The sequence below is a fragment of the Dyella psychrodurans genome, assembly GCF_003363265.1.
In the GTDB taxonomy this organism is placed as follows: Bacteria; Pseudomonadota; Gammaproteobacteria; order Xanthomonadales; family Rhodanobacteraceae; genus Dyella_B; species Dyella_B psychrodurans.
Map to the genome: position 1 here is coordinate 1,112,245 of NZ_QRBF01000001.1, position 22,328 is coordinate 1,134,572.

Consider the following 22,328-nt stretch of genomic DNA (forward strand, 5'->3'; position numbering starts at 1 on the left):
CATGCAAGCAGATGGAAACCAGCACAAGCGCAGGCGACCCGCCCGATGGCTGGGGCTTCTGCTGCTCGCCGCACCGCTCGCCTGCCCCATGCTGGCCCAGGCCCAAGGCGGCAAACCGCTGACCGCCGATGACATTGCCTGGCTGCGCCGCGACGGCTTCGGCCTGGATACCGCGACTATCCAGCGCTACCAGGAACTGGGCCGTACACGCTTTCTCGACGAACAGCTGGCAGGCGGCGACGACCCGCTGCCACCGGCTGTCGCCCCGCTGATCAACAGCTACGAAGTCTTCAACACCTCGCCGGCCAAACTCGTCGCGGATTACCGCGATGAGCAGCAAAAAGTGAAAGATGTCGACGCCGCCGACGCGAACGCCAAGGAGATGGCGAAGAAAGACTTCCAGAAATATCGACGCGACCTCTATAAGCAGAGCGCCGAAGTCGAATTGCTGCGCGCCATCTACGGCCGGAATCAGCTGAAGGAGCAGATGGTGTGGTTCTGGCTCAACCACTTCAGCGTCTACGCGCCCAAAGGCGGCGTGGGACTGTTCACCACGGATTACGAGGAAAATGTGATCCGTCCGCATGCGCTCGGCAAGTTCAAGGATCTCGTCATGGCCACGCTGGAAAGCCCGGCCATGCAGCTGTACCTGGACAACGCTCATAACGTGCGCGGCAAAACCAACGAAAACTACGCGCGCGAGCTGATGGAATTGCACACGCTCGGCGTCAATTCCGGTTACACGCAACAGGATGTTCAGCAGCTCTCCTTGATCCTCACCGGTGCGGGCGTGATTCCGCAGCGCGGCCCCAACGTGGTCGACGGCATCGATGGAAGCTTCCTCAATCAACGACCGGGCGTGATACGCAACGGCCTGTTCGTGTTTCTGCCCGGACGGCACGATTTTTCCGACAAGCAGTTCCTTGGGCACGACATCAAGGGCAGCGGGTTCGACGAGATCGCGCAAGCCGTAAATCTGATCGTGCAACAACCGGCCTGCGCAACATTCGTATCGCGCCAGATCGCACAGTACTTCGTCTCGGACGATCCGCCCCCGGCGCTGGTCGATGCGATGGCTAAAACGTTCCAGCGCACCGACGGCGATATCGCTGCGGTGCTGCGCACCATGTTCCTGTCGAAATACATCACGGTCGGCAATGGCAAGAAGTTCAAGGACCCCACTCAATTCCTTGTTTCCGCCATGCGCCTTTCCTACGACGGCAAGCCCATCACCGACGCCGATCCCTTGGTGAACTGGCTCAATCAGATGACCGAACTGGTGTACGGCCATATCACGCCGGACGGCTGGGCATTGGACAGCACAAGCTGGTCCAGCTCGGGACAGATGGCCAAACGCTTCGACGTCGCCCGCGCCATCGGCAGCGGACGCAATCGATTGTTCGCCGACGGCGACGGTCAAGTCACGCGTGCCGATCCGCCCATGCTCAACTCCGCGTTGTTCCAACAGACGATCGAACCGACCTTGTCGGACGCCACGCGCGATGCGCTCGGCAAAGCCACCTCGCAAGTGGAATGGAATACCTTTCTGCTGTCTTCGCCCGATTTCAACTATCGCTGAGGTGATCTCATGAACCGCCGCGAATTTCTTCTAGCCGCCGCCACCTCCGCCGTGGCAGCACCTGCGCTCTCATTCTCAGGTCGACTCTTTGCCGCACCAGCAAACTCACCGCGGTTCCTGTTCGTGTTCCTGCGCGGCGGCTACGACTGCAACAACTTCCTGGTGCCCTACAGCAGCGACTTCTATTACGAGTCGCGCCCGACCATCGCCATCGCCAAGCCCGATGCCAACAATCCCAATACGACGATACCGCTCGACGCCAATTGGGGCATGAATCCGGTGCTGCGCGACTCGATCTACCCGCTGTGGCAGAAAAAGCAGATCGCATTCATTCCGTTCGCCGGCACGGACGATCTCTCCCGCAGTCACTTTGAAACGCAGGACAACATCGAGCGCGGCGATCCATCCGATCAGGGCAGCAACTATCGTTCGGGCTTCCTTGCACGCCTGTCCGGCCTGCTCACCGGCGTGCCCGCCATCGCGTTCACCAACAGCCTGCCGCTCAGCTTCCAGGGGGCCGGCAAGGACGTCCCCAACATCTCGCTCAAGGGCGACACCAAGGCGCACTTCGACGAACGCCAGTCCGCGATTCTCGCAGGCATGTACAAGAACACATCGCTGGCGTCCGCGGCCGCGGACGGTCTCAGCCTTCGCTCCACCGTGTCGATGGATCTGCAGAACGAGATGGTGGCCGCCAGCCGCGGCGCGCCGAACGCGTCGGGCTTCGCGCAGGAAACGCAGCGCATCGCCACCTTGATGCGCGATCAATATCGACTCGGCTTTGTCGACGTCGGAGGCTGGGACACGCACGTCAACCAGGGCAATGTCACGGGTGGCCTTGCCAACAACTTGCGCAATCTCGGCGAGGGTCTCGCCGCTTATGCGGCGGCGCTCGGCAACGAATGGAACAACACGACCGTTGTCGTCGTATCCGAATTCGGCCGCACGTTCCGCGAAAACGGCGACCGCGGCACCGACCACGGGCACGGCACCGTGCACTGGGTATTGGGCGGCAAAGTCAACGGCGGCCGCATCGCCGGCGAACAAGTCGCGGTCAACCAGCAGAACCTGTTGCAGAACCGTGACTACAAGGTGCTGAACAATTACCGCGATGTGTACAGCGGCCTGCTGGCTCGTGTCTGGGGCTTGCGCGGCGATCAACTGCAGACTGTGTTCCCACAGGCGCGACCGCGCGATCTGCAACTGGTCTGACAAGCACAGCGATTACCTTTTGACCGTGCGCGACGCGATTCCGAACATTCTCGGATCGGAGTGAAGCGATGTTTCAGCGCCATGCCTGTCGCTTCGTTTGCCCTCGCTCGAACGAACCTGCTCTAATCAAAACCAAACCTGTTCAAGCCCTGCGCACCCGACCACCGACCCGCCGTGGAATCCATCGTATGCGTCCATTCGCCGTGACTGCGCTGTCGTTGACGTTAGCCTTGCTGATGACCCCAGCAGTAAGCAGGGCATCCGGCAAAACCAGCTTCAGCCAGGAAGACGCTGCATGGTTAAGGCGCGACGGCTTCGGACTGGATACGGCAACCGTGACGAGATATCGCGCGCTCGGCCGCAAGGCGTTATTGGAGAAACAACTCGACGATAGCCTCGGCGATACGCTTCCACCCGCCATCACCGCGCAACTGGCGTCCTACGAATCGTTCTCCACGCCGCTGGAACAACTGCTCACGTCGATACAACAGCAACAGCAGCAAATCAAAGCCATGCCCGACGGCCCTGAAAAAGCGGCCGTCAACAAGGCGCTGCAAGCGCACGGGAATCAGATCGGGCTGGAAGCGCAACAGGCCGAGCTGCTGCACGCGATTTACGGCCCCAATCAACTGAAGGAACAACTGGTCTGGTTCTGGCTGAACCACTTCAGCGTCTATGCGCCCAAGGGGCGTGTGCGATGGGAACTGGCCGACTATGAAGAAAACGTGATCCGTCCGCATGCGCTCGGCAAATTCCGCGATTTGGTCATGGCCACGCTGCAGAGCCCGGCCATGCTTGAGTATCTCGACAATGCACAAAACGCCAAGGGGCATGTCAACGAAAATTACGCCCGTGAACTGATGGAACTGCATACGCTTGGCGTCAACTCGGGCTACACGCAGCAGGACGTTCAACAACTTGCCCTGATCTTGACGGGGGTCGGCATCGCACCCGTCAACGGCCAACCGGAAAAGTTCGGCCCGAAAATGGCGCCGCTGGTCGTTCGCAACGGACTGTTCGAATTCAATCCGCAACGGCACGACTTCGGCGACAAGGTATTGCTCGGCAAAACGATTACGGGCAGCGGTTTTGACGAAGTCAGACAAGCCGTTGACCTGATTGTGCGCCAACCCGCCTGCGCTCAATTCGTCTCGCGGAAATTGGCGGAGTATTTTGTTTCCGACAATCCACCGCCTGCGCTGGTCGCGAAGATGGCCGCCACCTTCCGTCGCACGGACGGCGATATCGCGCAGGTCGTTCGCACGATGTTCGAGTCGCGCGAATTGCTTGCCGGCTCGGGAAAGAAGTTCAAGGACCCCATGCAATTCGTGGTGTCGTCGGTACGCCTGGCTTACGACGGCACGCCTATCGCCAATGCGCAACCGCTGGTGGGCTGGCTCAACCAGCTCGACGAGCCGCTGTTTGGCCGCATCACGCCCGACGGCTGGCCGCTCGACAATGAAAGCTGGTCCAGCTCCGGGCAGATGGCCAAACGCTTCGATATTGCGCGAGCCATTGGCACCGGCAACAACCAGCTGTTCACGCCCTTGGGCAGCACAGCGCGCGGCGCGGGCTTTCCGATGCTGACAACGCGCCTGTATTACGACGCCATCGAGCCCACCTTGTCGCAAGCGACACACGACGCGCTGGTCAAGGCAACCTCGCAACAGGAATGGAACACCTTCCTGTTGTCGTCGCCGGATCTCAATTACCGCTGAGCAGATTTCAACCGACGTGATCCACGCGACGATATTCGCCGCGCATCACCTGCTCCCAGTTCACTCCGCCATCGAAGGAGCTTTCCAGCCTCAGGCGATAACTTCCATCGCCGGGAACGTCGTAGGTATGCCTGGTCTGCCCTCGTGACGAAGTTCGAAGGAACACCAACCGGTTTCCGTCCCAATGGCCAAGCGCCGGCTGCGCCGGCGCGTAACCGTAACTGTCGAACCAATACAGCGCATATTCGCCAGGCTCAGGACCCGCCATGAACACCGCATGCGCTTGCAACGATGAAGCACCATCGCGTTCCTCGCGATAATCCTGCAACAGCACCTTCCCGCACAGATCGAAATGGGCATTGACGCGTGCGGTCGCCGCGCCACCTTGTCCCCACCGCGTGGTGGCGATCAGTTCGTCGCCCGCCCAATCGCCGGCCAGCGCGGCGAGCACATCGTTTCCTTCCAGAGACGTCATGGGCCACTACTCCTTCGTGGCGTCGGCAACCAACAAGTGCCTTGCAATCTGTCCGTGCAGATAGCCGAGAGCGCGCACCATGTGCAAGGTCACAAACAGCAGCACCACACCCAGGGCACACACGAAGAAAGCACCCGGCCACCCGTTGAGCCAATTCACGGAGTTGCAGATCCAGACCGAGGCGTCGCACGTGTTGTTGTAGTCGAAATGGTAAGTTTCCGCTGCCAGCTTCACGATCGGCGCAGCCGCAAAACCGATCGAGATGCTCAACATCGTGATGGTGAGGGTGAAATAAACGATGCCCAGCGGCAGCATCATCAGCATGTAGAACAACGTGCCCCATGTGCGCGGATCGCTGAACATCGTACCGATGCGCTTCCAGAACGACATCCCGTGCGTGGAAAACGACGGCCTGCGCGGCATGCGCACGCCAAGCATGGTTTCCACGATGCGCCCTTCCACCAGCGATAGCACCCGCACCGAGCCAAAAAACAGCACGATGAACGGGATGCCGATAATCAGCACCGCCAATCCAAAAGACAGCGAAATGCCCGTAACCGCCCAGGTGAAATAGAAGATGCCGGTCGCCAACGCCAGCACCATGTAAAACAAGGCACCGTAGGTTCGCGGATCCGCACCAACACCGAAGAAGCGCCCGAAGGCGGAACGATGCTTCCGCGGCAATGGCGGACGCAGCGCGCGCTGGATCTTGATCTCCTGATCGCGATAAATGGCCGCGACTTCTTCCGGAGCGCCATAGCTGCCCACTACTTTGGCGAGCATGTCGGCTTCGCTACGGCCCGGCTGTTCGGCCAGCTCGGCACGCAGATGTTCCTCCGCGTCGTACAACGCATCCTGGATCAGTGCAGGATCGGCGCCGCGCAGAGCCGCCCGCAGCTGATCCAGATATTCCGTAATCGTTCGCGGTGTGTCTGTCATCGCAACTCTCCTTGCAAAACCATGTCGACCGAATCGCGTGTGGCCTCCCACGCTGCGATCCACTCACGCAGTACTTCACGTCCAAACTTCGTGATCCGGTAATAGCGGCGCGGCGGTCCGCTCACCGACGGCTCCACCTCGCTACCCAGCAATCCGTTGGCTTCGAGATTTCGCAGCACCGGATACAACGCACTCTGCTTGCCGGCCAGCGCCCCTTCCCCAAGCTCCTCCAGCCGCTTGGCAATCTGGTAGCCGTACAACGGCTGCCGCGACTGCCCAAGCACGGCCAGCAGCACCAGGGAAACCGTGCCGGTCGAAAGCTCTTTCTGAAACTTCTTGAGTTGGCCCGCGCTATCGTCCACGGCTGACCCGCTCTTCCGCTTATGTTGGAGTGCACTGTAGTGTGAAGTAAATACTAGTGCATGGGCCTGAAGTCATGGCTGGCACGGCCCAGGTGTATGGGCATGACACCAATGTATGTACACGTTGTACAAACATTGGTGTCAGAGGGGGTGCCTTATAACCATAATGGCAATCCATCACCGTCAACGTCGGTGCGCTCGGCGCTACCACATATCCCGACTCTGTTGCTTTGAGCGCCATATCTTCAGAAACGCCCCGACGTTTCATGACGTCAACAAACTCCGTGGCCAGCTCTTTTAACATCGCCCCCCTTATGTGTAGTTACTGGGCTACCACTTGGCGTGGCTTGCTGTATTACTCGGCACAATCGACATCGCCCCGAAGTTGAACAGCACAAAGCTTCAGAACCTCTTGTCCCGCCTTAGAGGCGGCTAATCGATTCCTGAATTGCCTGAAATGTTTGACTGTCCATTTCAGCACGACGACTTTGAAGTAGATCTAAGAGGCGTGTCCGCGTACTAGATCCTAGGGGCGCATAACGGTTGCTATCCACAACCCAATCGCCTAGCAATGTCACGAACCATAGGAGTTCAGATTCTTTGGAAGGATGGAAATCCAAAATCAAGCTCAGCCTATCCCAATGGTTCAGTTCTCGAAGCAGGCCTCGTAGATGATCATGTGTCGTGGATGTTGCCGCATCGGAAGTAACTGTGGCCAACAAGCGGCGCTTGTCCAACGGAAGTGCACCCTGCCTTACCGCAATAGCAATTGCGCGCTGCACTCGTAAGCCTTTGCTGGTTACGAGTCGCAAGAACTCTTCGTCGGAAAGCGTCCCTCCTGCTTTGGTAATACCGTTTAAGCAGAGCATCCGAACGATGCCTTTGGGATAAGCAAGCCATCGCTTGAGCCGCACGACGTCTTCGGCTTGCGCGTTGTCCGCGACCCCTGCCAAGGCACCAAGCGTCGGTCGCTCTATGTCGCCATCGATGACTGAGCGCCAATAGTCGATTGCCTGTTCGCCGCACCTTTCGCGCAACAGAAAAGCTGCAAAGGACCGCACACCTGCTGATGGGTCACATAGCATTCGGTGGAGCAGCTCTCTGGGCACGTCTGAGTCAAGTGTTGCCAGCGCACGAAGCGATTCACGCCTAACTACAGGATGGGGCGCCTCTACACCAAAATTAGCTAACGCCTTTGTTCGCGCTTCATCGCAGCGATGCAACGAGTAACGAAGCGCATGAAACGCGATCCGAGGATTAGGATCCCTGATTGCCGAATCCAATAGATCGATCGATAGCGAGACATTACCCTCGATCGATTTTTCGTACGCCCATGCCCTGACGGATGTATTCGGGCTATGAAGAAGACTCAGCAACCATGGCAATGAATCCTGCCGCAGCATCCACCCCTCGATGTGCTCGCTAAACCAATCCTTGGCAACCCGGCCGCGGGATTGGAGTCGGATCGCGAGCGGCCAAACCGCTACAACATCACTATCCGTGCAACGATCAAGAAGTTGGCTGGCGACCCATTGCGCGGCCTTCCTAACTTCAGGAACCCAGTCCGCGCATCGAATCAGTGCGGCAGCCAAAGTCAATCGCCCCGAATACTTTGGGAGTGATTCAAGCACCTCTTGTCGAACTCGCCCATTGCTATGACTGGCAGCAACAAAGAGCAAAGACTGCCTCAGCGATGAGGTCATATTCGACGAGGTGATATCCGCCACTGCGGTAGATGGCCAATTACGAAACGGCGTGCCGTAGTAAGACCTTAGTCGCTCATCGATATCGAAAAGCCGTTCGGCTGGTAGATCTTCCAGGAAGGCAAGTACTTGAACCCGGTCTCCCTGGGCATCAGCAGGCAACATAAATCGAAGCGCCTGGTCCAAGAGCACTCCGGGTAAGAAATTCCCGGTATCCAAGTGCTCGCCCTTCGGCACCTGTGGATCAAGGAATTTAAAGAATCGCTTCCAGTTCATCGATGACACACGCTCTCCCAACGGCGACTCCAATTCCCGACTCCTAAGTTAGCTATCGGAAGGAATTCCGGAAAGCGGCACACCGCAATGCATGCACCTTCGCGCGAACCCATTGGACCACCAAGAAACAAAGAATAGATGTCTGCATCGCGGACAGGAGCTATAGCCATAGGCGATACCTGTCAATGCGAAGAGGCCCATGTACGTCAGCGCGACATATTTCAATATTTGCTCAGATCGAAGCGTGACTGACGCGATTGCCATGAACGGCAGCCACGCGGCGAACATCCCAAACGCAATTCGGCGTCGCAACCGAATACGCCGGAGCCCTTCCTCCACGGCGGGCGAAATCGCGTCGCCATTTATATATTTTCCGTTCATACGCGCTCCCCACTTCACGTACTGATCAATGTCTATTGAGCCTTTAACCGCTCAATGAAGTATTCACGACCTGAAAGGTTGGGGTAAATGACAAGCTTACGCCCCTGATAGAAGTGAAGAATCATCTGCCGACCTTTCGCCTCCATCGACTGGAGTTGGTCCAGGCCATATTCCACTGTGCTCAGCGGCCACCGTCTTATTTCAATGGTTCGCGCTCTCAGTATCACTCGATAACTACTGAAGTAGGTCGACATGACGAAGCAGAGGATCGCGATCGCGATGGGGGTGTAAGAAAGTATCTCTAAGTTGCCGGCATAGCGGTGGTTGCGCGGCTCAAACCACTCGTAAACGCCAACGCCTAGAAAAATTAGCCCCATGATCGGCATGAGAAACTTTGGCGCCACGTAACGGAGAGTGGGATTGCCATCTGCGTCTTCCTCTCTTTCTCGGCCCCAAACAGCCAGCCACATCAGGAAAGAGAACAAAGCCGATCCGATGGCGCTCAATAGAATTGCTCGTAGCACTGGTCCCCCTCCCTGTCCTTAACTTGGACACAAAATCGGCACACAGGCCGTATAACCCGCCGCCGTACGTCGCCTGCCTCTCCCGGTCAAAAGCGGACTGCATGAGATTGCCGTTTGGCCGCCTTGGACGCAATGGCCACGAGGCGCCCAAGGCAAATATTCCTGTATTCTCGGCAAATTAACAGGATGGGGAGTTATCCAATGACGGTTCGGGAACTTGTTTCGGTTGGGCTGCGATTCTTTGCGCTCTGGTTGCTACTCGCCGCGTTCCAGACATTTGAAATGCTGATGTCCGTGCAGAGAACAATGCACGCGGAAGCGAACTTAGTAGGCATTCGAACAGTCGTGAGCAGCATTGGACTGGGGATTGCTTTACTCGTTGCCACGGCAGCACTGTTATGGATTACGTGTCGCCCGTTGGGGTACGTGATCACGCGAGGCGCAGTGTCACCTCAGAACATACATTTGACGCCCCACGGCATCGTTACCGCAGGCTGCGCCCTATTGGGCCTTTGGGGACTGAAAGAATCCTTGATTCCGCTTATAAAAATTTGGGTATTGGGCGCACTTAACAGTCAGCTGTCCGACACATCAATCTTAGGCACGCTCTCAATAGAACAAAAAATCAACGCAACTTCTCAGCTAGCAGAACTGGGCTTATCTTTGTTCTTTCTCTGCCGCCCTTATCAAATCAGTGCGCTTGTGCTCCGTGCCGGGAGCAAAAAAAACCCACTTGCGCCTGCCAATGCACCTCTGCATGACACTTCTCATCCTTCTGAATCGCAGGAATAAGGTCTGAGACAAGGCAAACACAGTCGCCCGTCGAAGCGACTCAATAAGAAATTAGTTGAGATCCGTCGAGACCATGGAAGAACAGATCCCCTATAAAAATCGATCTCCCTACGGCTGGTGGATAGCTACGTATGTGCTTAGAGCAGCGTGGGACGACCAGGAGCCGCCCGCAGACGACAGCAAATGCTGCGCGTGGGAGAACACAATCGTCTTGCAGGCTTCGGATAGCGTTGTCGATTGAGCATGGACCTAAAGTCTAGTCACAAACCATATAAGGGCAGCACCTGCGAGTGAATGAAGCGGAATCAACTTCAGCTGCGCTTGAGTCCGATGGATTTGCGATCCTTTCATCGCTCGTATCTCACGCCGAGTGCGACAAACTCATCGAAGCTATAGCTGCGAACCCCGTTCGCGGGCCTGGTTCGCGAAGCCTGCTCGGCATCGAACCTGTCTTACGCACTGGCGTCACGATTAAACGACATTCGTCGATAGAGGCCATTCTCAGTCCTCACTCGCAGCTCGTTCAATGCTCATTGTTCGCCAAAGAGACGACAACCAACTGGTCTGTTACCCCACACCAAGACTTAAGCATCCCAGTGCGGGAGCGTGTAGATAGTCCAGGCTGGACGGGATGGTCGAGAAAAGAAGGGGTGTGGTACGTCCAGCCACCTGAGTATGTTTTGGAGCAGCTCGTAGCTGTAAGACTTCAGCTTGATGATCACTCGTCGGAAACAGGGCCGCTTGAAGTCGTCCCGAAGACCCATTCACAAGGTCGGCTTTCAAACCCGGACATTCTTAAAAGCGCGTTGAGTGGAAAATGTAGTTGCGTTGTTCCACGCGGCGGCGCAGTAGTCATGCGCCCATTGCTAATCCACTCGTCGGGTAGGAGCCGCTCAGTTCGACCTAGGCGGGTATTGCACTTTCTGTTTGGCCCGCCTCTACCATCCAACTTAGCGTGGGCCAACGCGTTCTAGAGAGCAGCTCGTCAACGGCAGCTTCGATTGGACGAAGCTGCTTTGACACGTACTGGCATCTCGGTTTGCGATTGATCTGACACATACTTTGGTTGTCAAACGGCTAAATTTGCCAAAATTTGAACTTCCTAACCAATTGTTTTTCCTACCCCTGCACATACTTTGCTGTCAAACAGCAAGCAAAGTATGTGCACAGACGCTCAAACTGCACACACTTTGGTTATCAAAAGTGCACATACTTTGATGTCATGCCCATGAGTGGGCATGGCACCAATGTTTGTACCCGGTGTACAAACATTGGTGCCAGCCAAACTGACGCAGTTGCGACGTTCTGCGCTGATCGGCGCGGCCATTTCACAGGAGCCATCGCCACGCGGACAGCACCTGAGAAGCACGGCGGCCACAATCAGCGTCAGGCGGCAGGAACCGGCGGAATAGGTCCGGCGTTGAAATCTGCTGAGTGACTGATGTCCCGCCAACGCTCGGCCTCGCTGGAGCGATGTGCCTCCACCATGGCGTAGTAGTCGCAAGCGCTGGTGCCGATGAGAAGATGTGCAGGTACCTGCCCTGCATCGGCAAGGCGCAGCACAATCTGCGCGATGCGCGCGGGATCGATGGGTTCGTTACCCCACAGGCCTTCCATGGACTTGATGGCCGCCCCAACAGAGGGTTCATAGTCCGGCATGATCGCCGGCCGCTGCTGTGTCGCACGCGTACCCCAGTTTGTTCGAATGGCCGCGGGCTCCAGTGCAACCACCTTGACTCCGAAGGGTGCCGTCTCTTGCGCCAGACTCTCGGTGAATCCACTGACCGCCCATTTCGCCGCGTGATACGACGCCGAGCCGGCGGTGGCGAGGCGCCCACCCACGGAGGAGATCTGCATGATCGTTCCGCTACGCTGCGTGCGCATGATCGGCAGCGCAGCACGCGTCAGATTGACGACACCATAGAAGACGGTGTCGACCAGGGTTTTGAAATCCGCCGAACTGGTTTCCTCAAAGGGGCGAACGTCGCCGTAGCCGGCGTTGTTCACCAGAACATCAAGACGTCCAAAGCGCTCAACCGCCAAGGCGACGGCCGCCTGCGCCTGGGCTTCATTCGTGACGTCGAGCTGCGTGGTAAAGATGTTCTCCCCGTATTGCTCGCACAACTCAGCGAGCGGGTCCGTGTTTCGCGCGGTGGCGAGAACCTTGTGGCCGCTCGCGCAGGCCACCTCGACGATGTCACGACCCAAGCCGCTTGCGCTTCCTGTTACCAACCAAACTTTCGACATGAAATGCTCCACTACAGACTGACTAGGCAGTCATTTAATGATGTTTAAAAAAAGCCATTGGCTGATGGCTTTCCAGAAGGTCTCGAAGCCTGCTTCACGATAGTGCGCCGCATGTTTGGGCTCGCGAATCATGAAGTCCATTGTGGTGGCGGCCATGGCCTCGACGATGGCGCCAACGAAAGCCAAACTCCTGCTTTTCAAAACGCCTTGTTGTCGTACTTGATCAATAACACCCAGCGTCGGCGCGACAGCCTTCAATGCGCGCTCTCGCGATGCCGCAGAGATCTCAACGGAAACGGTAAGCTGTGCCAGGACCTGTTGCTTTTCAGAAAACGCGACACCCCAGTCGCTCCATCGCGTCCAGACGTGATGGAGCTGTTTTTTGGGATCTTTCTCGGGCAGTTGGGCCAATACCTCCGCCTCTCCCCAGGGAGTCGACAGTTCGATCTGTATTACAGGTGATCGGCATCGATGACGGCCTGCGTGAACGCCTGCGGTGCTTCTTCCGGCAGGTTATGGCCGATGCCACCGGTAATCAGGCGGAACTCATACTTGCCCACAAATTTTTTGGCATACGCCTCTGGCTGCGGGTGCGGTGCGCCATTCGCATCACCTTCCATGGCGATCGTGGGTACCGTGATGGCAGGGAATTGAGCCAGCTGCTTTTCCTGGGCTTCGTATTTCGCTTCGCCCTTGGCCAGGTTCAACCGCCAGCGATAGTTATGGACGGTGATGGCAACCTGATCCGGATTGTTCAGCGCGGCCGCACTGCGCTCGAAGGTGGCGTCGTCAAAGCCCCATTTCGGTGAGGCCTGCTGCCAGATCAATTTGGCGAAGTCATGGCGGTATTTGTCGTAGCCGATTCGGCCACGCTCGGTGGCGAAGTAATACTGATACCACCATTGCAGCTCGGCCTTAGGCGGTAGCGGGGTTTCGCCGGATTCCTGGCTGCCGATGAGATAACCGCTCACGGTCACCAACGCCTTCACGCGCTCCGGCCACAGCGTCGCGACAATGTCCGCCGAGCGCGCACCCCAGTCAAAGCCGCCAAGCACCGCACGCTTGATATGCAACGCATCCATGAAGTCGACAACATCCCTGGCCACCGCGACGGGCTCGCCGTTGCGCACGGTGCTATCGGACAGGAAGTGGGTGTCGCCGTACCCACGCGTGTAGGGGACAAGCACTCGATAACCCTTTGCCGCCAGCGCGGGCGCGACCGCTTCATAGCTATGGATGTCATAGGGCCACCCATGCAAAAGAATCACGACTGGACCATTGGCCGGTCCCATCTCCGCGTAAGCGACGTCCAGAACGCCGGCGTGGACATGCTTCAGCGGCCCCCAGGGGTCCTGTGATGTAACGGGTGTCGTAGCCGGCTGAGGTGATAGGCCTTCGGCATGTGCAACCGACGTGAGGCCGGCCAAGCTGAGGGTAATGGCGGCCGTGAGTGCCAAGTACGTGTGCTTCATGGTGATCTCCGGAATGCGTGCGTGGTTGCAAGGGCAGATTTAAGAAGTGCTTCCCTGTGCACATAGGAAACCGCGGCGACGTATCCCGACTATGTCCGGGAGAGGCCAAAAGCCATCAGAACGTGTCTCAGGCAGGCTCTGAAACATTTCGATACAAAACTCACAGCCGAAATTACGGACACTACTTGCCTGGACTGCCCCGGAAATGACGGTGCTTCCAGCCTAGGATTGGACTGCCAGCGTTGATGGTCGTACCAGGCCACCCGAGCCTGAGTGGCCAGTTCGACATCCTAGATGCGTGGCCAGGAGCGGGGATGGGTGAGCTCGGCCTTGTAGAGTCCATTGATGGTCTCGCCCAGCACGTTGCCGTTGCAGACGCGCACGGGCGTAAAGGACTCCATAGTCTCTACCTAGCCTGCTTCGATACCGGCTAGAAGAAGTGAACGGCTGGATCAGGATGCGCGTTGCGCGCATCCTGATCTTTCATATGACCAACGTTCCACAAAAATTGCTCGAACGCTTGAATCCCGAGTCAGTGCCGACTCTGACTCGTTCAAGCGCGAGCCGGATGCGTTTGACCGAGGCTTTCTACCGGTGCTTTGTGCGGAACGAAAGCCAATACCAGCCATGCCGTCAGCGCGATCAAGTCCAACCATGCCAGCCAGTCTCCCCATTGCGCATAGAGCGTGTGCGTTTCGTGCAGCGGAAGATCGCCCACCAATTCGGCATCGGCGCCTTCGCTGGAAGCCTCTGCCACGACACGGCCGCGGTCGTCGCTGAGCGTGAGCCGGCCGGCATGCGCGGCGCGCGCGACGGCGAAGCCGCTTTCCACGCCGCGCATGATCGCAATGCGACTGTGTAGCCAGCCATCCACCGTAAAATCCGACGCAGGCACCAGCAACAGTTGCGCGCGGCGTGCGGCGTAAGCGTCGCCAATGTCATGGAAATCCATGTCCTTGCAGATCGCCAACCCGATGCGCGGACCGCCTTGAAGCATGGTGTAGTTGTCGCCCGGTATAAAAGGGTCCATGCCGGGGAGCAAATGGTGTTTGTTGTAGGTGGCCGGAGATGTGGCGCCAGGTTGAAACACCATCAGCATGTTGCGATGTCCGTGCGGATCGCCGTAGAAATCAACGCCGGAAGCCACGATCAGATCGCGCTGTTTCGACATTTGAGAAAAGGCGGGAATGCTCGTATCCGCGGCGGCGAATGTCGTTTCCGTATCCAGCACGATATGTGCGCCGTCGTTGGCGAGACGACCGAATGCTTCCATGTAACGTGCTTCGAGAGCTTGCCCCTTCGGCTCGCTCAATGCCGCATCGGTCGGCTTTTGCAGCGATACCAGGCCAATGCGCATCGTTCCGGTCGCCGGAGCCTGAAGTCGCCAGCCGCCATACGCCACAGTGCCGGCCACCAAAATAGCCGCAAGTACGGCCACCGTGACACAACTGCGTTTGGAAGCGTGCGGCGTCGCCTGCAACGCGATGGCCGTGGGCACTAGCAGCAACAGAAAACCGATGCCCCAAATGCCGGTTATCGCCGCAATTTGAATGACGGCCAGCGCATCCATTTGCGTGTAGCTGATATTGGAAAACGTGGCGTGCGGCGAAAGCAGATTGGTAACGTATTCGATGGCTACCCACATCGTCGGCACCGCCAATGCGGCGGCCAGCGTATGACCGCGCAGCAGCAATCGCCGATACAGCAGCACGCACAGCATCAACATGACGCCCGATGCGCTAATCGCATACACATCGAAAAGCCAGGGCAGGCCGATATACGTGTGGAGATAAGTCCAGACGCTAAACGAGCCTGCGGTATACGCGACAAAAGCCGACAAGGCGGCCGAACGCGCTCGAACCCGTGGTGCGAGCCATAGCACAGGCAACGGTGCGAGCCATGTCAGCCACCACCGCGGATGTATACCGCTACCGAACCACCAGCACAGCGCGGAGAGGGCGGTCGCCGCAAACCAGGTCTGCAGCGCGGAGTAATCATGCTTTGATGCCATCGAGCAACCTCCTCAAGGATTGCAAGTAGAAGGCGCGAAACTGCGCCTCGTCATAGCTGAAACGTCCGGCGCGATAGAGCGCGATCAAGCCGTGTTGATGCGCCCAGATCGTCATCGTGACGTCGTGCGGATCGTCTTGCTTCAACAAGCCTTGGGCCATGCCTTCGATCACGGCGTCAAGTGCGACATTGAAGGTGGGTGAAAGGCGCGCATGAAAATCTTCCGGGTAACGCCGCGCATCGTCGCGACGCACCGAAAAGGCGTGATCGAATAAATGCGGATGCGTCAGCGCGTAATCCAGATAGGGTTCCATTAACGCGTTCAGCCGCTTGAGCACGTCCCGGCTTCGCGCGCGCGATTTCCATTCGTGCGCGACGCTTTGGAAGCTGTCGTCGGAAAGCTTTTTCAGCAGCGCGTCCCGATTCGGAAAATGGCGATAGATCGCCATGGGCGTAATGCCCACCGCATCGGCTACCCGGCGCATGGTCACCGCGTCGGCGCCTTCGCGTTCAAACAGCGCGTGCGCAGCCTTGAGAATCTTTTCGGGGGTCGTCAGGCGGGTCATGTATACACTGTATACATGATGGCCGCGACGCGGCAATACTTACTAATGGGCTAGTCGGGTCGGGTCACAAAGCGACCGCTGGGGAAAGGCGAGCCGCGACTTTGGAGGCAGTTTGTTGGCCGCTAGAGGCGGTTTTTTGTTCGCTCGGGCGTTCCAGGCCAGGTACGCCCCGAATCGGTAGATACGTGAAGGTGCGCGCGCCTTGAGGGGACTGGAAATAACCTCCTTTAAGTAGGGTGTTGACAATATGGTGTATATGCACCATAGTTCTGTGCATGAAGACCAAAGCACCCGTTAAGTCCGAGACTCTCACCTCCATGGTCAGCGAGGTAACGGAGTACTGCCTGATGACGCGCAGCCGTCGTATTTCGCGCGTTGTGACGAGCATTTATGACGAGGAACTTCGACCGTTCGGCTTGAGTTCCTCGCAGTTTTCTCTGCTCGTACTGATTGCCAGGTTGAGCGGCGCAAGCCGCGCCGAAATCGGCCGCGCCAACTTCCAGGAGCGCTCCACATCCACCCGCAATCTGCAATTGGTGCTGGATGAGGGATGGGCAGAAGAAGTGATGCCTGAAAAGGGCCGCAGCCGCCCTATCGTGATTTCCAAAGCCGGACGCGATCTGCTTGCCGTGGCCATGCCCGCGTGGCGAAGCGCACAGGCGCAGGCTCGGCAGTTACTGGGCGATAACGGCGCTTCTGCCATAGTCCAGCTATCCGCCCGCTTGCCGGTTGAAGAACTGGCTGGCTAATTTTTTTCCTGATATTGATGTATCTACAACATACCATTTTCGAGATATCCCATGACCCTCATTAAAGCCGCCGCCGTACAAATCAGCCCCGTCCTCTATAGCCGCGAGGCGACCGTCGAAAAAGTCGTGCGGAAGATCCACGAACTCGGTCAGAAAGGCGTGCAGTTCGCCACCTTCCCGGAAACCGTGGTGCCTTACTACCCGTACTTTGCGGCCGTCCAGACGCCTCTGTCGCAACTGATGGGCGATGAGTATCTGAGACTGCTCGAACAGTCCGTGACAGTACCCTCGCCCACCACCGACGCCATTGGCGCGGCTGCCCGGAAAGCCGGCATGGTGGTGTCCATCGGCGTGAATGAGCGCGATGGCGGCACCATCTACAACACGCAGTTGCTGTTCGACGCCGATGGCACCTTGATCCAGCGTCGCCGCAAGATCACGCCCACGCATTTCGAGCGCATGATCTGGGGCCAGGGCGACGGATCGGGCCTGCGCGCGGTCGACAGCAAGGTGGGCCGCATCGGCCAGCTTGCTTGTTTCGAGCACAACAATCCATTGGCGCGCTACGCGCTGATGGCCGATGGCGAACAGATCCATTCGGCCATGTACCCGGGCTCCGCCTTTGGCGACGGGTTTGCGATGCGGATGGAAATCAACATTCGTCAACACGCGCTGGAATCCGGCGCGTTTGTCGTGAATGCGACCGCCTGTCTGGATGCCGAACAGCAGGCGCAGATCATGAAGGACACGGGCTGCCAGATCGGCCCGATCTCGGGCGGTTGTTTCACCGCGATCATCGCACCCGATGGCACGATTCTGGGTGAACCCCTCCGCTCTGGCGAAGGTGAAGTCATCGCCGATCTCGATTTCTCCCTGATCTATCGCCGCAAGCAGCAAATGGACTCGCGCGGTCACTACGCGCGTCCGGAACTGCTGAGCCTCCTGATCGACCGCACGCCGACGTCGCCGATGCAAGAGCGTGGAGCACGCCCCGTTGTCGATGTCGCGCGAGCTGCAGATGCCGCGCGCACCATCGAGATCGTGTAACGCGTCGCCACCGAGCCCTCCTCCCACTTTCAAAACTTGTACGAGATATCCATGACAACCGCGCATAACGCTCCCATCCTGGTCACCGGCGCAGCCGGCGCCGTCGGCGGCATCGGCCCCAACGTCGTCGCCATGTTGATCGCCAAGGGACACAAGGTACGCGCTCTTGTTCGTCGCGATGACGAACGCGCGCAAAGTCTCCGCCAGCTCGGCGCCAAAGTCGTCGTTGGCGATCTTACTGATCTGCCATCGCTGCATCGCGCCATCGAAGGCTGCAAACGCATCTACTTCGGCATGTCGATCTCGCCGGCCTATTTGGAAGCCACGGTGAATTTTGCCGCTGTAGCGCGCCACCATGGCGTAGAAGCCATTGTGAACATCTCGCAGATGACCGTGTCGGAGATGGGCATCCATGACACCACGGATAGCCCGCAACACAAGCTGCACTGGCTCGCGGAACAGGTACTTGAATGGTCGGGACTGCCGGTGGTCACGGTGCGTCCCACCGCCTTCATCGAAGGCTTCTTCCTGCGCCTTGCTGCCAACGGGGTGCGCGAATCCGACGAACTACTGTTGCCGCTCGGCAAGGCCAAAACCTCGCCCATCGCGGCGTTCGACGTAGCACGCGTGGTAGCCGCGATTCTCGATAACCCAGCGCCGCACATTGGCCAGATCTACAACCTCACGGGCCCCGAGTCGGCCGGTGTCGATCACTACGCACGTGCATTCTCCGAAGCGCTTGGCCGCACGATTCGTTACCGCAACGTGCCGGTCGCACCGTGGTCCGAAAAGCTCCGAGAGCTCGGCGTGCCGGCGCATCTGATCGGCCACCTTTCGGTGATGGCCGAGCTGCACGCGCAGGGGCGGTACGACCGCATGACCGACGACGTGTTCAAGCTCACCGGCCAGAAACCCATGGGCATGACTGAATGGGTGAAGCGACACGCTACCGAGTTCACCAGGGCCTGACATCGCAGTTCGACGGGCGCCGCCTCTCGTCTTTTCCAGACATCAAACGAGCGGTCGCGACAGCATGAAAGTGCGACCGCGCAGTCATCTCATTACTCGATTAATCCAGTTATTACCAACGTGAAATTGCCTTCACCCATCAGTTCCATCGCGATCGCGCTCGTCGTCTTGGTGGACGTTCCACAAAATCATGCTCGCGTAACGCATCAACGATAAGCACCCCTGCCGAGTACGCGGCCGCGCCTCCGGACTTGGCAGAACCACGTTTGAAAAAGGCGCGCACGAACCACTACCCAACATCTACCCAGGTCGCAACACGACCACGTAACCCTAAGTACATTTCAGGAGCTCATCCATGGCCAAGTTACTATTTGTCATCGCGTCGCCCCGGGGCGACGAATCGAAGTCGACTCAGGTCGCCAACACCTATGTGGCGACTTTCAGGGAGCTCAATCCGGGATTCGACGTCGATATCCTGGATTTGTGGAAGGAAAACCTCCCGGCCTTCGACGGCGACAAAAATGCGGCAAAACTAAAGGTGTTGCTGGGCCAGGACCTGAATGCCGCGCAAAAAACGCACTGGGATGAGGTCCTGGAAGTGGCCGATCGCTTCATCTCGGCGGATCGCTATGTGTTCTCCGCGCCGATGTGGAACGACGGCATCCCTTACCGTCTCAAGCAATTCATCGATATCGTCCATCAACCCGGCATAACGTATCGCCTGTCGCCAGAAAATGGCTATTCCGGCCTCCTCCAGAACAAACACGCCACCCTTGTGCTGACATCAGGTGCCTATGCCGGACATTTTCCGTCGCCTAATTTTGGCACCGATCATCAATCGACGTATCTTCGTTCGTGGCTCAACCTGACGGGCGTATCGGAGGTGGAGGAAGTGCTGTTCCAACCCACATTCCTTACTGCCGACCGGGAGGGTGATTTCGCGCGCGCAAAGAGTCGAGCCGTAGAGCTGGCGAAGAAACATGGACGTATTTGACCCGCTGGGTTCTTGATGACAAACGTCCGGTGTCCCGTCATGCAGCCGAGGACATCGGGCTATCAGGTTGCGAATGAAGGTGGCCCTGGCGTAATCGACTCCGATAACTCCACCCACGCCGATCAGCGAGGAATATCACGTGAAAGCATCGATCATCGGGGCCGCTGCCCTGCTCACCTTCGCAAGCACCTTGGCGCCCATCGCGGTACAAGCGCAACAGCTGCAAGGCACGCACCGCAAGGAACTATCCCGCAACCATCTCAGCATACCGGGATGGGAAGAAGTACAGCTGCGCGTCGATATCGATCCGGGCAAGACGGCTCCGAATCATAAGCACCCTGGCGAAGAAATCATCTACGTCATCGAAGGCACCCTGGAGTATCGGCTCGAAGGCAAGCCTCCGGTCACGCTGAAGGCCGGCGATGTGTTGTTTGTGCCGGCCGGCGTCGTCCACAGCGCCAGGAACGTCGGCGCGACCAATGCGGCGGAACTGGGTACGTACATCGTTCCCATCGGCAAGCCGCTGGTCGAGGTGGTGAAGTAGTCGAGCGAGCTTCATCGCTCCCAGGATTTCATTTGTTATTAGCTGCAACACACTCAATCAGATCAAATTTTAGTCATGAAATTCATTAACACCGCACCAATACTTCCGCGCCCCAGTGGACCACCGCCATGGCTTGCAAAGCTCGCGCCGGATGCAACGCTCGAAGGCGCTGTACTGAAGCGCGCCGTGCATGGCAAGGAAAACATCCTTGCGCTCATTTCGCATGCGCGCACGTTGTATCAATTCCAGGACTACACCTACTACGGCAACGTGGGCAATCAATTTTTTCTGGAATCTTATCGGTCGAGCGTAAACGACGTTCCCATCGAATGCTCCCTCATCGTCCACATGAACGATGCCGGCGAAGCCGATTCCATCCTGATACATCACTATCCGCTCGAAGGCACGCTGGAGTTCTCCCGTCTGATGTGGGAGAAATTCGGCGATCGATTCGGCGACCTGTATCTAAGCCAAGCCCAAGCGGACGGCGTAGCCAAAGCATCACGCAAGTAATCCCACGTATCGCGCGCAAGGCGGCTTAAGTTGCTCACTGCCCTGGCGCGCACTCTCCCACGTCAACTTTTATGGCGGCTCCATACCCATGGATGCGCGCCAGACCCCATTACTTAAAATCAGGAGTGGCGCCATGCCCATGATCGATGCACTCATCCCCGAAAATGCCCTGACCCCCGAAGCGGAACGACGTCTTCTCAAAGAGATGACCGATATTCTGATCCGGGCGGAGGGATACGATCCCGGTAACCAGAATGCACAACGGGTGTCCGTGCTTCATCTGCACCGGCCCGCCGCGGTCTTCGTCGGTGGAGAGCCGTCGAAATTCCCGCGCTACCGGATCATTCCTTCGGCCCCCGAAGGGCAATATACGGACGAAGCACGCGCCACGCTGGTGAGAGAAATCACCGAAGCGGTGGCGCGCGCCGAAAACACGCCGTTCAAAGACATCGCTCCGCGAGTGTGGGTATTTCCATCCGAGATTCCGGACGGCGAGTGGGGTGCGAATGGTGTCATCAATAGGTTGCCCGACATTCATGCCATGCTCGTCGGCGAGCCCGAGCGGAGCGTCGGCGCAGAGCGACTTGCGCGGAGTCGGCGCGAAAAAGCACGCATCACACTGGAAGCCGCTCTCGACGCCGCATGACCGCACGACGACCGCGGCGGATAAGGTACGGACTACCCCAGCTCGGCGAGCCCGAAAGCATTGCGCGCAAGGCTCGCGATCACGATTGTCAAAATCGCAAAGACAAGCCGATGCGGGAAATACGCATCAAGCAGAATGGCCGCTGCTGCCGAAGGCAAGAGTGACCATAAGCGGCGGCGGCTCGCCCAGACACCCTGCGACATTGCTGATCTCGTATCGATCGCTGCCCTTCTCCCCTCGGTGCAACTTTCTCTCACGCGTGTAACGAAGAGCATCCAGCTATGAAAGCGGCGCCAGACCATACGCGCAGCTATGCCGGTGGCACTCAATGCAACCGTCGTGCCACGCAAGGTATGTCGAAAAGATTTATACAGTTTCGCGCCAAACCGTCAGCGTTCAACTTGAACACCATCCTGATGTTCGTATAGTCCCTGAGAGTGGAGTCTTAGGATCGGCGTTGGCCCGGCCAGCCACCATCGACATTGGATTGATCCAATGATGAAAATCGTCAGCAATGACGGCGATTTTCTCGGAGTTGCCCCGATACGCCGTTGGCTCGGTAAGTCACCGATACCTTCGTGCATGGGATTCCCCCGGCCCGCGGACTAAT

The 22,328-nt window shown here is 58.0% G+C and carries 23 protein-coding genes; 12 read left to right on the forward strand and 11 right to left on the reverse strand.

Going from position 1 to position 22,328, the window contains the following annotated elements:
- The first annotated feature begins 1 nt into the window (after position 1).
- From DWU99_RS05290 to DWU99_RS05300, 3 genes are all read left to right on the forward strand, one after another.
- Complete coding sequence (locus DWU99_RS05290; protein ID WP_115476913.1) at positions 2–1,579, forward strand: DUF1800 domain-containing protein; 1,578 nt, start codon at positions 2–4, stop codon at positions 1,577–1,579.
- A gap of 9 nt (positions 1,580–1,588) precedes the next feature.
- Positions 1,589–2,791 (forward strand): DUF1501 domain-containing protein, encoded by a 1,203-nt coding sequence (locus DWU99_RS05295; protein WP_115476914.1) that lies wholly within the window; start codon positions 1,589–1,591, stop codon positions 2,789–2,791.
- A gap of 188 nt (positions 2,792–2,979) precedes the next feature.
- Positions 2,980–4,509: a DUF1800 domain-containing protein gene (locus DWU99_RS05300; RefSeq protein WP_115476915.1), complete on the forward strand. Its 1,530-nt coding sequence runs from the start codon at positions 2,980–2,982 to the stop codon at positions 4,507–4,509.
- Between the two features lie 7 nt (positions 4,510–4,516).
- Here the strand turns inward: DWU99_RS05300 and DWU99_RS05305 are convergent, their stop codons facing one another.
- The 5 genes from DWU99_RS05305 to DWU99_RS05325 all read right to left on the reverse strand — a co-directional run bounded on the left by DWU99_RS05305 (position 4,517) and on the right by DWU99_RS05325 (position 9,151).
- Positions 4,517–4,984 (reverse strand): DUF1579 family protein, encoded by a 468-nt coding sequence (locus DWU99_RS05305; protein ID WP_115476916.1) that lies wholly within the window; start codon positions 4,982–4,984, stop codon positions 4,517–4,519.
- 6 nt (positions 4,985–4,990) lie between these two features.
- Entirely contained in the window at positions 4,991–5,923 is a 933-nt protein-coding gene (locus DWU99_RS05310; protein ID WP_115476917.1) for a sensor domain-containing protein, read from the reverse strand.
- Positions 5,920–6,285 carry a PadR family transcriptional regulator gene (locus DWU99_RS05315; RefSeq protein WP_115476918.1) on the reverse strand — a complete coding sequence of 122 codons (366 nt, stop codon included), beginning with the start codon at positions 6,283–6,285 and terminating at the stop codon, positions 5,920–5,922. Before DWU99_RS05315 ends, DWU99_RS05310 begins: the two co-directional genes overlap by 4 nt.
- 422 nt (positions 6,286–6,707) lie before the next feature.
- On the reverse strand, positions 6,708–8,273 hold the full coding sequence (locus DWU99_RS05320; RefSeq protein ID WP_147292890.1) for a HEAT repeat domain-containing protein: 1,566 nt from the start codon (positions 8,271–8,273) through the stop codon (positions 6,708–6,710).
- Positions 8,274–8,677: 404 nt separating this feature from the next.
- Positions 8,678–9,151 carry a hypothetical protein gene (locus DWU99_RS05325; protein WP_147292891.1) on the reverse strand — a complete coding sequence of 158 codons (474 nt, stop codon included), beginning with the start codon at positions 9,149–9,151 and terminating at the stop codon, positions 8,678–8,680.
- A gap of 219 nt (positions 9,152–9,370) precedes the next feature.
- Between DWU99_RS05325 and DWU99_RS05330 the strand changes: the two genes are divergently transcribed.
- Positions 9,371–9,961, forward strand: coding sequence for a hypothetical protein (locus tag DWU99_RS05330; protein ID WP_115476921.1), 591 nt, complete (start codon positions 9,371–9,373; stop codon positions 9,959–9,961).
- A 290-nt stretch (positions 9,962–10,251) separates the two neighbouring features.
- Entirely contained in the window at positions 10,252–10,935 is a 684-nt protein-coding gene (locus tag DWU99_RS21430; RefSeq protein WP_158543233.1) for a phytanoyl-CoA dioxygenase family protein, read from the forward strand.
- Positions 10,936–11,347: 412 nt separating this feature from the next.
- Here DWU99_RS21430 and DWU99_RS05340 read toward each other — a convergent pair whose 3' ends face one another.
- The 5 genes from DWU99_RS05340 to DWU99_RS05360 all read right to left on the reverse strand — a co-directional run bounded on the left by DWU99_RS05340 (position 11,348) and on the right by DWU99_RS05360 (position 16,256).
- Positions 11,348–12,208 carry an SDR family NAD(P)-dependent oxidoreductase gene (locus DWU99_RS05340; protein ID WP_115476923.1) on the reverse strand — a complete coding sequence of 287 codons (861 nt, stop codon included), beginning with the start codon at positions 12,206–12,208 and terminating at the stop codon, positions 11,348–11,350.
- Positions 12,209–12,238: 30 nt separating this feature from the next.
- Positions 12,239–12,619 (reverse strand): hypothetical protein, encoded by a 381-nt coding sequence (locus DWU99_RS05345; protein ID WP_115476924.1) that lies wholly within the window; start codon positions 12,617–12,619, stop codon positions 12,239–12,241.
- 41 nt (positions 12,620–12,660) lie between these two features.
- Positions 12,661–13,680 carry an alpha/beta fold hydrolase gene (locus DWU99_RS05350; RefSeq protein WP_115476925.1) on the reverse strand — a complete coding sequence of 340 codons (1,020 nt, stop codon included), beginning with the start codon at positions 13,678–13,680 and terminating at the stop codon, positions 12,661–12,663.
- A 553-nt stretch (positions 13,681–14,233) separates the two neighbouring features.
- A complete protein-coding gene (locus tag DWU99_RS05355; RefSeq protein ID WP_115476926.1) occupies positions 14,234–15,691 on the reverse strand; it encodes a nitrilase-related carbon-nitrogen hydrolase in 1,458 nt (485 codons plus the stop codon).
- Positions 15,675–16,256, reverse strand: coding sequence for a TetR/AcrR family transcriptional regulator (locus DWU99_RS05360; RefSeq protein WP_115476927.1), 582 nt, complete (start codon positions 16,254–16,256; stop codon positions 15,675–15,677). The genes DWU99_RS05355 and DWU99_RS05360 overlap by 17 nt, the downstream gene beginning before the upstream one ends.
- A gap of 275 nt (positions 16,257–16,531) precedes the next feature.
- Here DWU99_RS05360 and DWU99_RS05365 point away from each other — a divergent pair, with 275 nt between their 5' ends.
- From DWU99_RS05365 to DWU99_RS05395, 7 genes are all read left to right on the forward strand, one after another.
- Complete coding sequence (locus DWU99_RS05365; RefSeq protein WP_199535699.1) at positions 16,532–17,005, forward strand: MarR family winged helix-turn-helix transcriptional regulator; 474 nt, start codon at positions 16,532–16,534, stop codon at positions 17,003–17,005.
- Positions 17,006–17,056: 51 nt separating this feature from the next.
- Complete coding sequence (locus tag DWU99_RS05370; protein ID WP_115476929.1) at positions 17,057–18,052, forward strand: carbon-nitrogen hydrolase family protein; 996 nt, start codon at positions 17,057–17,059, stop codon at positions 18,050–18,052.
- Positions 18,053–18,103: 51 nt separating this feature from the next.
- Positions 18,104–19,021, forward strand: a complete 918-nt coding sequence (locus DWU99_RS05375) for an NmrA family NAD(P)-binding protein (protein ID WP_115476930.1) — start codon at positions 18,104–18,106, stop codon at positions 19,019–19,021.
- A 355-nt stretch (positions 19,022–19,376) separates the two neighbouring features.
- Entirely contained in the window at positions 19,377–20,015 is a 639-nt protein-coding gene (locus DWU99_RS05380) for an FMN-dependent NADH-azoreductase (RefSeq protein ID WP_115476931.1), read from the forward strand.
- Positions 20,016–20,154: 139 nt separating this feature from the next.
- Positions 20,155–20,559: a cupin domain-containing protein gene (locus DWU99_RS05385; protein WP_115476932.1), complete on the forward strand. Its 405-nt coding sequence runs from the start codon at positions 20,155–20,157 to the stop codon at positions 20,557–20,559.
- A 75-nt stretch (positions 20,560–20,634) separates the two neighbouring features.
- On the forward strand, positions 20,635–21,072 hold the full coding sequence (locus tag DWU99_RS05390; RefSeq protein WP_115476933.1) for a hypothetical protein: 438 nt from the start codon (positions 20,635–20,637) through the stop codon (positions 21,070–21,072).
- A 133-nt stretch (positions 21,073–21,205) separates the two neighbouring features.
- Positions 21,206–21,718 (forward strand): tautomerase family protein, encoded by a 513-nt coding sequence (locus DWU99_RS05395; RefSeq protein WP_115476934.1) that lies wholly within the window; start codon positions 21,206–21,208, stop codon positions 21,716–21,718.
- 32 nt (positions 21,719–21,750) lie between these two features.
- On the opposite strand, the gene DWU99_RS20965 is transcribed toward DWU99_RS05395, so the two are convergent.
- Positions 21,751–21,921, reverse strand: coding sequence for a hypothetical protein (locus DWU99_RS20965; protein ID WP_158543234.1), 171 nt, complete (start codon positions 21,919–21,921; stop codon positions 21,751–21,753).
- Between the last annotated feature and the right edge of the window lie 407 nt (positions 21,922–22,328).

Excerpts from the sequence above, each read along its gene's own strand:
- DWU99_RS05290 (WP_115476913.1), top strand. The coding sequence starts at position 2 with ATGCAAGCAGATGGAAACCAGCACAAGCGCAGGCGACCCGCCCGATGG.
- DWU99_RS05295 (WP_115476914.1), top strand. The coding sequence starts at position 1,589 with ATGAACCGCCGCGAATTTCTTCTAGCCGCCGCCACCTCCGCCGTGGCA.
- DWU99_RS05300 (WP_115476915.1), top strand. The coding sequence starts at position 2,980 with ATGCGTCCATTCGCCGTGACTGCGCTGTCGTTGACGTTAGCCTTGCTG.
- DWU99_RS05305 (WP_115476916.1), bottom strand. The coding sequence starts at position 4,984 with ATGACGTCTCTGGAAGGAAACGATGTGCTCGCCGCGCTGGCCGGCGAT.
- DWU99_RS05310 (WP_115476917.1), bottom strand. The coding sequence starts at position 5,923 with ATGACAGACACACCGCGAACGATTACGGAATATCTGGATCAGCTGCGG.
- DWU99_RS05330 (WP_115476921.1), top strand. The coding sequence starts at position 9,371 with ATGACGGTTCGGGAACTTGTTTCGGTTGGGCTGCGATTCTTTGCGCTC.
- DWU99_RS05340 (WP_115476923.1), bottom strand. The coding sequence starts at position 12,208 with ATGTCGAAAGTTTGGTTGGTAACAGGAAGCGCAAGCGGCTTGGGTCGT.
- DWU99_RS05350 (WP_115476925.1), bottom strand. The coding sequence starts at position 13,680 with ATGAAGCACACGTACTTGGCACTCACGGCCGCCATTACCCTCAGCTTG.
- DWU99_RS05355 (WP_115476926.1), bottom strand. The coding sequence starts at position 15,691 with ATGGCATCAAAGCATGATTACTCCGCGCTGCAGACCTGGTTTGCGGCG.
- DWU99_RS05360 (WP_115476927.1), bottom strand. The coding sequence starts at position 16,256 with ATGACCCGCCTGACGACCCCCGAAAAGATTCTCAAGGCTGCGCACGCG.
- DWU99_RS05365 (WP_199535699.1), top strand. The coding sequence starts at position 16,532 with ATGAAGACCAAAGCACCCGTTAAGTCCGAGACTCTCACCTCCATGGTC.
- DWU99_RS05370 (WP_115476929.1), top strand. The coding sequence starts at position 17,057 with ATGACCCTCATTAAAGCCGCCGCCGTACAAATCAGCCCCGTCCTCTAT.
- DWU99_RS05375 (WP_115476930.1), top strand. The coding sequence starts at position 18,104 with ATGACAACCGCGCATAACGCTCCCATCCTGGTCACCGGCGCAGCCGGC.
- DWU99_RS05380 (WP_115476931.1), top strand. The coding sequence starts at position 19,377 with ATGGCCAAGTTACTATTTGTCATCGCGTCGCCCCGGGGCGACGAATCG.
- DWU99_RS05390 (WP_115476933.1), top strand. The coding sequence starts at position 20,635 with ATGAAATTCATTAACACCGCACCAATACTTCCGCGCCCCAGTGGACCA.
- DWU99_RS05395 (WP_115476934.1), top strand. The coding sequence starts at position 21,206 with ATGCCCATGATCGATGCACTCATCCCCGAAAATGCCCTGACCCCCGAA.
- DWU99_RS20965 (WP_158543234.1), bottom strand. The coding sequence starts at position 21,921 with ATGTCGCAGGGTGTCTGGGCGAGCCGCCGCCGCTTATGGTCACTCTTG.